This window comes from Staphylococcus sp. IVB6214, from assembly GCF_025558585.1.
GTDB lineage: Bacteria > Bacillota > Bacilli > Staphylococcales > Staphylococcaceae > Staphylococcus.
On the sequence record NZ_CP094723.1, the window covers coordinates 1972398 to 1982803 of the forward strand.

The following is a 10406-nucleotide window of genomic DNA, read 5'->3' on the forward strand; positions in this document are numbered from 1 at the left end:
ATACATGTCTCAATTCGATCATCTTCAAGCACCTAAGACCTTCGCATATCGACAATCAACTGTTCACGTGATCAAACACTATCAATTCACATGTGATAACCGCATCTATTTTTCAGAAACGGCTCATGTTGACTTGTCTCACCATACGTATCATCTTGAACTCACACTACAAGCGACAACGAATGCACAAGGGATTGCAGTCGACTTCCATCACATTGATAAGCTCTATCACACACATCTCGCGCCTTATTTAGACGGGCAATTATTAAACGAGACCCTTTCCGAAATGAGTACAACTGCCGAAAACATTGCTTATTGGATATGGGAGCAATTAACGGCTGTACTACCGCATGATGTGTCACTTCAAACATTGGTGTTATATGAAAAACCTGAACAAGGGATTCAACTAACACATGGCATGTGGTCGTAGATACACATACAAAAGGAACTGAGACATAGTGCCTAGCTCCTGTTTTTAAGATGTAGAAATCATTGTAATGGCAGTAGGTGTCTGAAGTGAAATGCGGTTTTACAAACTTTTTCACTTCTAGTCACCCTTACCGAGGTGGGACGACTGTCCCACTCCCTTTTGCACTCTATTGTATTTCATTCAATGCTTGACGAATGCTCGACAAGTAACTTTCCGTATCCTTTCGTCCTTCCATCTCAAAACAGCGTACGATTTCACTTCCAATAATAATACCATCCGCCAATGTCGCAAGCTGTTGGACTTGTTCTGGTGTACGAATACCAAACCCTGTAAACACAGGAACCGAACTATTTTGTTGAATAAGTGCCAACTTCTCTTTCAGTTCCGGATGAAATTCTCCGTTCTGCCCCGTTATCTGATTCATCGTCACCGTATAAATAAAGCCTTCTGCTTGTCGTGCAATATGCTCGATGCGTTCCGTATTCGCTGTCATCGCAATCAACGAAATCAGCTTCAGTTTGCGCTTAGAATAGCGTGATTTCATGTCAACAATATATTCTGCCGGCATGTCAGGAATAATGAGTCCATAGACACCAGCTTCTTCTGCATCACGCATAAAGTCCGATTCACCGTAAGCTTCAATCGTATGCATATACGTCATCAACAAATAACGCACTCGTACATGGTGTTGTTCTGCCTTTAGCGTTTCTAAAATACGCTGCGCCGTCATACCTTGTTGAATCGCACGTTGACCTGCCGCCATAATGACTGGTCCATCTGCCACTGGGTCTGAAAACGGAATACCAATTTCTACAAAATCAGCCCCTGCTTGCTCTAATATTTTTAAGTTTTCAACAAAGTTCTCATCTCCCATGATATAAGCTACAAATTGTTTACGCATGCTTGTTCCCCTCCTGTTCCTTCATGTATGTTCGAATCGTCTCCATATCTTTATCACCACGTCCAGATACCGTTACAACGATAATTTCTTCTTTAGACATTTGTGGCGCAAGCTTTTCTACATAACTGATTGCGTGCGCACTTTCGATAGCTGGAATAATACCTTCCGCTTGAGAGAAGCGAATCAGCGCTTGCATTGCTTCATCATCCGTCGCCGAAACATAATCCACACGCCCAATTTCGTGATAATAGCTATGTTCCGGTCCGACACCCGGGTAGTCTAATCCTGCTGAAATAGAGTGTGCTTGTGCAATTTGATGATTATCATCTTGGATAAGATACATTTTCGCACCATGCAGCACACCGACCTCTCCACAGTTCAAGGCGAGTGCATGTCGTCCCGTTTCCGCACCTTCACCTGCCGCTTCAACACCATACAGCTTTACATCTGTATCTTCAATGAATGGATAGAATGTTCCAATCGCATTGGAGCCGCCACCAATGCATGCCACAACGGCATCCGGCAAGCGTCCTTCTCGTTCTTGTACCGCTGTTTTAATCTCATCTCCAATGACACGTTGGAAGTCACGCACCATCGTCGGGAACGGATCCGGCCCTAACGCTGACCCTAATAAATAGTGCGTGTCGTCCACATGTGCCACCCAGTATTGAAGTGCCTTGTTCACCGCATCAGATAACGTTCCTTGCCCATCCGTCACAGAGACAACTTTGGCACCGAGAAGTTCCATACGAAAAACATTCAATTGTTGTCGTTTAATATCTTCTTCTCCCATAAACACGATAAGTTCCATATCGAACAAAGCTGCAACAGTCGCACTTGCTACCCCATGTTGACCTGCCCCTGTTTCAGCAACAAGCTTCTTCTTACCCATTCGTTGTGCAAGTAATGCTTGTCCGAGTGCATTATTAATTTTATGCGCACCTGTATGATTCAAATCTTCACGTTTCAAGTAAATTTTTGCACCGCCCAATTGCTCAGTTAACGATGCTGCATAAGTAAGCGGTGACTCACGTCCGACATATTCTTGTAAGTAGCGATGGTATTCCGCTTGAAATGTCTCATCCGCTTTCGCCGCTTCGTATGCTTCTTTCAACTCTAAAATTGCTGGCATTAATGTTTCCGGGACATAACGTCCACCATAACGCCCAAAAAATCCTTGTTCATCTGCATGTAGTTGTATATTTGTCATCATTACTGCCTCCTAATTCGTTTTTAATTGCGATCATTTTATTTCGTGACTTATAACCTTTCCTTGCGCCTTCAATACCACTGGCAATGTCTACCGCACGCACATGTTGCACTTGTGATAAGAGTGCAGGCAATGTCTCTTGATTCAATCCACCCGCAATGACAACATCATCCAACGAGATGTCTTGTAACACACGCCAATCGAATGTCGTCCCGACACCCCCGTATGTTTCTGACGGTGTATCGATAATGATACGATCTACAAATGGCGCATACTGCATCACTTGTTGTTGAAGTGCTTCCTTTCCATGAAGGGCTTTGAATATTTGTATGTTAGGACACATTGCCTGCAAACATTCGATATATGCAATCGTTTCGTCACCATGCAGTTGTATCGTATTAATTCGTGTATCATCAATGAGTTGTTCTACCATGTGTAACGGCATATTAACCGTCACTGCCACACGATCAATCGACTCAGGAATAGACATTGTTAATGCTTTAACTGTTGCAAAATCAACGTAGCGCGCACTTGGTGGATACATGACAAAGCCAATCGCATCCACACCACACGCACATGCATCTTGTACATCTTGTAGACGAGTAAAACCACAGTACTTAACGTACATTTAGTTCGCTCTCTTCGTCACTTTCAAGCGAGCCAACGTCTCAGATACGTGATTTGCCTTCATCAACGTCTCACCGACGAGTACACCATCGACACCCACTTGCGCTACTTGTGACACATCTGCCACCGTGCGAATACCACTTTCTGAGATATAGTGGATGCCTGCTTGACGTGACTTTAAAATATTAACAGTATGTTGTACGTCTGTTTTAAAAGTCTTTAAATCTCGGTTGTTAATACCGATAAAAGTGGGTTGTATGCGCAAAGCACGAGAGAGTTCGTCTTCATCGTGGACTTCTACAAGAACTTCTAGCCCTTGTTGTTGTGCATAGGTGTGGAGTGATTCCAATTCAACATCTGACAGAATATTGACGATTAATAACACAATGGATGCGCCTGCATGAACCGCCACATCAATTTGCCGACGATCAATGATAAAGTCTTTGCATAACACAGGTAATGATGTTTTTTGTGTAAGTGTCGCTAAGCGTTCAAAGCTCCCACCAAAATATCGTTCATCTGTTAATATCGAAATCGCTGACGCTCCTGCTTCTGTATACGCTGCCACTTGTCCTTCCAAGTTACGAGTTGGAATATCTGATACAGATGGACTTTTCGATTTCACTTCAGCAATTACGGCAATTCGTTCATCTTGTTCAATCAATGATTCCAATGTCGGTTTATGATTGGCATCATTACGTGGTAACTGCCCAAGTAATGTCTCGTAATATCCCGACTGTAATAGCGTTCTTTTATATGCGACGATGTCATCTAATATTGTCATACTGCTACACTCCTACTCTTTTCATATTGTGTATATGCGCGCCCTTCATCGATAGTTTGACGTGCGAGTGCTACACCCGCTTCAATTGTTTCGGCACGTTTTGCGGCATACAATGCCAATCCAGCATTCAGCAACACAACATCTCGACGACACGACATGTCTTCTCCCTTTAAAATTCCTAGCGTAATCTCTTTGTTCTCTTCAGGTGTGCCACCAACTAAAGCTGCATCTTCAGCGGTACGTAACCCTACTTCACGTGCATTCAACGTGTATATTCGCATTCCTGTCTCTTGATTCACCTCTACAATCGTATTATCACCTGACAACGTTGCTTCATCCATCCCATTTGCCCCATGTACAACGAGTGCACGTTGACGCCCTAATTTATATAGTGCATGTGCAATATCGTTCATTTTCGTCTTATCATACACGCCCATCACTTGATAATCTAAAGCAAATGGATTAATAATCGGACCGAGCAAATTAAATACAGTTGGCACAGGCAGTTGTTGACGCACAGGTTGTAGATGACGCATAATCGGATAAGTGTTCGTTGCATTCAAAAAGGCAAGATTGGTAGATGCGACTTGTTTCGCCACATCCGCTACCTGTGTGATTGGAACGTCTAACGCTTGTAAAATATCGACACTGCCCGACTGTGACGTGACGCTTTTATTACCATGTTTAACAACCTTAGCCCCTGCTGCCGCGACTACAAAAGCGACTGTCGTCGAGATATTGAAGCTATTCGAGTCGTCGCCCCCTGTTCCACAAACACAAATACTATCTGTTAGATGCGGTTGTTCTGGATACATCGTTCGAATCATCGCACGACTGAGGTCATAAAGTTCGTCTGCTGTTGTTCCTTTCATTGTAAATGCTGTCAGTAATGCTAATTTTTCAGCGAGTTCTGTACTATCCGACAATAGTGTCTTCGTAAATTGCTCTATTTGACTGGTGCTTAAGTTTTGCTGATGTATTAATTGTTTAAGTAACGTCATCTTTTCGTTCCTCCTGTACTGCCCTATTCATAAAGTTTGAGACAACCTTTGCAACATCTGGACTCGCAAATGACTCTGGATGATATTGCACACCAAAGTGTGGATAGCTACGATGCTCAAACGATTGAATGCTATCACGTGTTCGTCCTGTCACTATTAACGCATCAGGCAATGTGTCTTCCTGGCAGATGAGTGAGTGATAGCGCATAATGTCAGAATATTCCGATATATCATTGTATAGTATCGATGGTGCTTCGTATTTAAGCTGATCAATCTTACCATGAACAATACGCTCACCGACTTCGACAACACCACCATAGTAATCATACAGTGCTTGTGCTCCTAGACAAATTCCTAAAATAGGACAGTCATGATAGTACTCAATAATACGTCGCAGCAAGTCATTTTCATTCGGATGACCTGGCCCTGGCGACAATACAACAGCCGATGGTTCATAATCATAAACATTGGGGTCATCAGGATACACGATGACTACTTCGTCGTGCTTTCTTAACAAGTCGACTAAGTTATATGTAAATGAATCATAGTTATCAATCATCAGTATCATAGTTCCACCTCCAATAGGCTTTTTGCTTTTAAGCGTGTCTCTTCAAGTTCTTTTTCCGGAATCGAATCATACACCACGCCACATCCCGCTTCAACACGGACATCTGTGTCATCGATGACCATCGTACGAATTGCTAATGCCAAGTCGAGATCATGATTACAGTTAATGTAGCCGACACCCCCACTGTATACACCACGTCGGACAGGTTGTTGTTCATAAATGCGTTGAATCGCTCGTAGCTTCGGCGCACCGGATACAGTGCCTGTCGGTAGTAGACTGGCGATGACATCAATCGGCGAATAATCTTGTGGCAAACGTCCTGTTACTTCACTGACGATGTGCATGACATGTTCATAACGTTCAATTGTCATCAATTGTGGTATTTTGAGCGAACCAGGTTCCGCAATTCTTAAAATATCGTTGCGTCCCAGATCGACAAGCATTCGATGTTCACTCAGTTCCTTTTCATCAGCAAGTAACGTATCTGCAAGTTGCTCATCTTCTCGTACATTTTGTCCACGACGTATTGTGCCTGCGATTGGATTCGTTAACACTTCCAGCCCTTTCACCTTCACAAAGCTTTCTGGAGAACTTCCCACCAATATGTCTTCTCCCATATTCACATAAAACAAGTACGGGCTCGGATTGTTACGCTTGAGTCTTTGAAACAATCGGAAAGTCAACGGATCACGCTGATCACCAAAATGATGTGCATAGTGATAAATGCGCGACGGTACCACTTGGAACATATCTCCTTGACAAATATAGCGCTTAAAGTCCATCACATATTGTTTAAATGTCTCATCATCCACAGAAGTTTTAATCTCTTTGTCAGGCAATATTTTGGGTAATGGTGGCTCAAATAATGCTATATTTTCAAACTCTGCTATCATTTTTTCAACACGCTGTTCTAGCACCTCTATGCCCACACCTGAAAATAAGTTCGTCGCAATCACATACACACTTTCTTTAAAATGATCAAAAACATACACCTGTTCCACCATATAAAGTTGCACGTCTGAACTCGAACCTTTTATCGGGTATTGTTGTAATACTGGATAAGCGTGACGTACAAAGTCAAAGCTAAACGTCCCCATAAAGCCCGATACAAACGGTAATTGTGCTAGTTCTACATCTGTAACGGATGCTTTCTGTTGTGCTACACGTTCTTTTAACGCTTGAAATGGTTGTTGTTCGATCACTTCTATTTGTTTTGGCGTCTTTATCGTCAATGTGCTATCAGTCAAAATCATCTCACCATATACATCAAATGCTAAAATTGAAAACCGTCCTTTCGTTTGTTTCGTCGTCGCACTCTCAAACAAAATTTTATGCTGCTTATGACGTGCTAACGTCTCTGGATTAACAGGCGCATCTATCACGCGATAACATATTTCCATCTCCATCATCCCTTCCCATTACAAAATAAAAACCGCATGTCACATCCTAAAAAGGACGTTTACACGCGGTACCACCTCTCTTGATAACCTTCATTCAGCTATCCACTCATACAGTTATTTCATTGGCTGCTTCCAGACAAACCCATTTCATCATTAGTTGGTGTGAACTCACATCACCCGTTCACTTTCTGACACTACCGAGACTAACGGCTACTTCCTTTATCCTCACAGAATACTTCTTTACAAATTAAAAACACCACAGAAAACGCATTGTTAAGGACGCGTTACCGTGGTGCCACCTTAATTAACATGATTCACATGTTCTCTTTGACATCATTCATTCTTTTGTCGTCAACGATTGCCCAATTCATCTTTGCTGTGTACTAACTTACATCACCCGTTAGTTTTCTATATGCTACACGCTGCAAATACTACTTATCAACCACTTAATTTTTTGATAATTCATACTATACAGATGTTTCATATACATGTCAACACTTTTTAGTAAAAATATTCATTCTATTAACCACCTATGGTCTATTGCACAACTGAATAGAGATGCTTATACTTGAGCTAACATATCAAAAAGGAGTCTTTTTATGGCATACATTAAAGGATTATTGCTCACTGTCATCATAGCATTAGTCGCAACTGTTATGGGGACGTCTTTTCCTATTATAGGTAGTGCCGTCTTCGCAATTGTACTAGGGATGATAATCAACAACATCGTCAACTTACCTGATTCATTTCGACCTGCTATCCAATACAGCAGTAAAAAAGTGTTACATTATAGTATTATCACACTCGGTTTTACATTGAGCTTTCATGCTATCGGCACAATTGGTTTAAAATCTTTACCGATACTAATGATTACTTTATTGTTCTGTCTCGTTGCAAGCATCCTATTGATGAAACTGTTGAAGATTGAATCCTCACTCGGTATTTTGATCGGCGTTGGCACATCTATCTGTGGTGGCTCTGCAATTGCTGCAACAAGCCCTGTCATCAAAGCCAAAGAAGAAGTCATTGCTTTGAGCTTATCAACCGTCTTTCTATTCAATTTGCTCGGTGTCATCATCTTTCCACCGCTCGGCCATCTCTTTCATATGAGTCAAGAAACATTCGGTTTTTTTGCAGGAACAGCCATTAACGATACATCTAGCGTTGTCGCTGCAAGTGCTGTATACGGCCCTAAAGCATTAGAAGTTGCAACAATTGTAAAACTGACACGGACATTATTTATCATTCCCATCACACTAGGCCTTGCACTTTGGATAGCTAAACAACAAACAACCACACAACATTCCAAACAACCATGGTATCGTGCGATTCCTAAGTTTATTCTATGGTTTTTAGTCGCTGCGTTGATGAGTTCTATCTTCCACTTCTCAGATTCTGTTATCGCTGTATTCCGTCAGCTTGCACACTTCTTAATCACTATCGCGCTGGCAGGTGTTGGCTTAACCGTCAAATTCCAACATTTCAAACAAGCTGGCTTTAAACCCATCTTGTTCGGCCTTCTCTTATGGAGCAGTCTGACAATTGTCAGCTTAATCATCTTAAACTATATGATTCCTTAAATGGTAAACGGGGCTGGGACATAATTCCCAGCTCTTTTACAAAAAAGGTCTAATTTGGTGTCGAAAAACACTAAATTAGACCTTTTTTATAGATATCATTTAAAAAAATAAAACACTTCCCGTATAATTGTTAATAACCACAAAAACAATGAAAGGAAGTGCCTTATATGTATAAAGAGTATAACATTTCTCAGCTTAGTCTGCCAATTGAAACTGAAATTTCTTTTCCCGAGAGTGATATTGCCCTCATTATTAATAAACTTGTAGAATCTATTCCCCAAGAAACTTTTAATCAATATTACAACCATAGAGGTCCTTCATCTTATCATCCTAAAATGATGTTAAAAATCGTTTTATACAGCTATACACAGTCTGTCTTTTCTGGTAGAAAAATGGAATTTCTACTTAAAGATAGTTGTCGTATGATGTGGTTAGCTCAAGGACAAGTCCCTTCATATCGTACAATCAATCGCTTTAGAGTTAATCCACACATGATAGATTTTATACAAGTTCTATTTGTGGGTCTTAGAGCGCAATTATTAGAAGACAAAGTGATTACAGAAGACGCCCTTTATATAGATGGAACGAAGATAGAGGCTAATGCCAATAAATATACTTTTCAATGGCTAGGTAGCACTAAGCATTTTAGTAAAGGGGTTATTGAAAAATCCAATGCGGTGTATAAACAGTTAATTTCAGAGAAGATCATACCTGAAATTAAGAGAGAATCTTCTGATGAACTAACGAAAGAAGAATTAAATCGTATTGAGATGCATTTAGATGATAAAAATGAAACGCTCACTTCTAAAATTGAAGCATCTCAAAGTGTAGAAATAAGAAAGACATTAAGAAAACAAAGAAGTAAAGTTAGAAAATATAAAAAAGCAATCAAAGATTTTAAAGATCGTAAAATAAAATATGATGAGCAGATGGAAATTTATGGTGACAGAAAAAGCTATTCTAAAACAGATCATGATGCGACCTTTATGAGAATGAAAAATGATCATATGAAGAATGGACAATTAAAGCCTGGCTATAATCTGCAGATTGCGACGAACAATCAGTTCATTTTGGCATTTGGTGTGTATAGTAATCCGGGTGATACGCGAACACTTCCTTCTTTTTTAAAATCAATCAAAGAATTATACGGTGACATTCCAGAGTACATTGTAGCTGATGCGGGATATGGTAGCGAACAAAACTATACGATGATTCTTGATGAATTCGAGAAAACACTACTCATCACATATAGTATGTATTTAAAAGAGAAGAAAAGAAAATATAAAAATAATCCATTCATAACAGCTAATTGGAAATATAATGAAATAGATGACTATTATGTATGTCCGAATAACAAAGAATTGCATTTCAAAAGTTATAGAAAAAGAAGAGACGGATATGGTTATCAGAGAGATTTCAAATTATATAAATGTGAAGATTGTGTTGGATGTCCTTTACGAAATGAATGTATGAATTACAGAACCAACCCAACTACAACAAAAAGCTTATATAAAAATCCAACTTGGGATTATTTTAAAGCATTCACAAATAAGCAGCTTTCAGATCCAAAAACGAAAGGCATCTACAAAAAACGAAAAATAGATGTCGAATCAGCATTTGGAAATCTGAAGGCTAATTTGGGTTTCCAAAGGTTATCAGTTCGCACTCAATCAAAGGTTGAATGCGAATTAGGAATCGCACTTATGGCAGTAAACATCAGAAAACTAGCCAGATAAGTGCTAGTTTTTTAGTAAATAATAAGAAAAAAGCCGTTAAAATCTTAAAAAAGAATTTTAACGGCTTTTTTTGAAGGGAAATTGAGCGCCTATGTCTCAGCCCCATTTGTATATTCAAATAATCTTATTCTACAAAAGAAAAGAACTCGTGCAATATACTCGAGCCCCT

General features: G+C 40.2%; 10 protein-coding genes. 3 read left to right on the forward strand and 7 right to left on the reverse strand.

Features of this window, described 5'->3' with window-relative positions; translation table 11 throughout:
* The first annotated feature begins 4 nt into the window (after positions 1-4).
* Complete coding sequence (locus MUA51_RS09770; protein WP_262559645.1) at positions 5-430, forward strand: 6-pyruvoyl trahydropterin synthase family protein; 426 nt, start codon at positions 5-7, stop codon at positions 428-430.
* Positions 431-596: 166 nt separating this feature from the next.
* Here MUA51_RS09770 and trpA read toward each other — a convergent pair whose 3' ends face one another.
* The 7 genes from trpA to MUA51_RS09805 are packed head-to-tail and all read right to left on the reverse strand — an operon-like array spanning position 597 to position 6921.
* Complete coding sequence (trpA, locus tag MUA51_RS09775) at positions 597-1331, reverse strand: tryptophan synthase subunit alpha (protein WP_262559646.1); 735 nt, start codon at positions 1329-1331, stop codon at positions 597-599.
* The gene (gene trpB, locus MUA51_RS09780) at positions 1324-2541 is read right to left on the reverse strand and encodes a tryptophan synthase subunit beta (RefSeq protein WP_481906613.1); all 1218 of its coding nucleotides are present in this window, start codon (positions 2539-2541) and stop codon (positions 1324-1326) included. Before trpB ends, trpA begins: the two co-directional genes overlap by 8 nt.
* Positions 2513-3169: a phosphoribosylanthranilate isomerase gene (locus tag MUA51_RS09785; protein WP_262559648.1), complete on the reverse strand. Its 657-nt coding sequence runs from the start codon at positions 3167-3169 to the stop codon at positions 2513-2515. Before MUA51_RS09785 ends, trpB begins: the two co-directional genes overlap by 29 nt.
* The gene (trpC, locus tag MUA51_RS09790) at positions 3170-3952 is read right to left on the reverse strand and encodes an indole-3-glycerol phosphate synthase TrpC (protein ID WP_262559649.1); all 783 of its coding nucleotides are present in this window, start codon (positions 3950-3952) and stop codon (positions 3170-3172) included.
* Positions 3949-4953 carry an anthranilate phosphoribosyltransferase gene (gene trpD, locus MUA51_RS09795; protein ID WP_262559650.1) on the reverse strand — a complete coding sequence of 335 codons (1005 nt, stop codon included), beginning with the start codon at positions 4951-4953 and terminating at the stop codon, positions 3949-3951. Before trpD ends, trpC begins: the two co-directional genes overlap by 4 nt.
* Positions 4940-5521 carry an anthranilate synthase component II gene (locus MUA51_RS09800; protein ID WP_262559651.1) on the reverse strand — a complete coding sequence of 194 codons (582 nt, stop codon included), beginning with the start codon at positions 5519-5521 and terminating at the stop codon, positions 4940-4942. The genes trpD and MUA51_RS09800 overlap by 14 nt, the downstream gene beginning before the upstream one ends.
* A complete protein-coding gene (locus MUA51_RS09805) occupies positions 5518-6921 on the reverse strand; it encodes an anthranilate synthase component I (RefSeq protein ID WP_262559652.1) in 1404 nt (467 codons plus the stop codon). Before MUA51_RS09805 ends, MUA51_RS09800 begins: the two co-directional genes overlap by 4 nt.
* Before the next feature lie 599 nt (positions 6922-7520).
* Between MUA51_RS09805 and MUA51_RS09810 the strand changes: the two genes are divergently transcribed.
* Together MUA51_RS09810 and MUA51_RS09815 are read left to right on the forward strand one after the other, a co-directional pair.
* A complete protein-coding gene (locus MUA51_RS09810) occupies positions 7521-8501 on the forward strand; it encodes a YeiH family protein (RefSeq protein ID WP_262559654.1) in 981 nt (326 codons plus the stop codon).
* A 167-nt stretch (positions 8502-8668) separates the two neighbouring features.
* Positions 8669-10237: an IS1182 family transposase gene (locus tag MUA51_RS09815; protein WP_262559623.1), complete on the forward strand. Its 1569-nt coding sequence runs from the start codon at positions 8669-8671 to the stop codon at positions 10235-10237.
* The last annotated feature ends 169 nt before the right edge of the window (positions 10238-10406 follow it).

What these genes read in the sequence shown, in the direction of transcription:
- trpD (WP_262559650.1), bottom strand. Translation starts at nt 4,953, where the DNA reads ATGACGTTACTTAAACAATTAATACATCAGCAAAACTTAAGCACCAGT.
- MUA51_RS09805 (WP_262559652.1), bottom strand. Translation starts at nt 6,921, where the DNA reads ATGGAAATATGTTATCGCGTGATAGATGCGCCTGTTAATCCAGAGACG.
- trpB (WP_481906613.1), bottom strand. Translation starts at nt 2,541, where the DNA reads ATGACAAATATACAACTACATGCAGATGAACAAGGATTTTTTGGGCGT.
- trpC (WP_262559649.1), bottom strand. Translation starts at nt 3,952, where the DNA reads ATGACAATATTAGATGACATCGTCGCATATAAAAGAACGCTATTACAG.
- MUA51_RS09800 (WP_262559651.1), bottom strand. Translation starts at nt 5,521, where the DNA reads ATGATACTGATGATTGATAACTATGATTCATTTACATATAACTTAGTC.
- MUA51_RS09810 (WP_262559654.1), top strand. Translation starts at nt 7,521, where the DNA reads ATGGCATACATTAAAGGATTATTGCTCACTGTCATCATAGCATTAGTC.
- MUA51_RS09785 (WP_262559648.1), bottom strand. Translation starts at nt 3,169, where the DNA reads ATGTACGTTAAGTACTGTGGTTTTACTCGTCTACAAGATGTACAAGAT.
- MUA51_RS09815 (WP_262559623.1), top strand. Translation starts at nt 8,669, where the DNA reads ATGTATAAAGAGTATAACATTTCTCAGCTTAGTCTGCCAATTGAAACT.
- MUA51_RS09770 (WP_262559645.1), top strand. Translation starts at nt 5, where the DNA reads ATGTCTCAATTCGATCATCTTCAAGCACCTAAGACCTTCGCATATCGA.
- trpA (WP_262559646.1), bottom strand. Translation starts at nt 1,331, where the DNA reads ATGCGTAAACAATTTGTAGCTTATATCATGGGAGATGAGAACTTTGTT.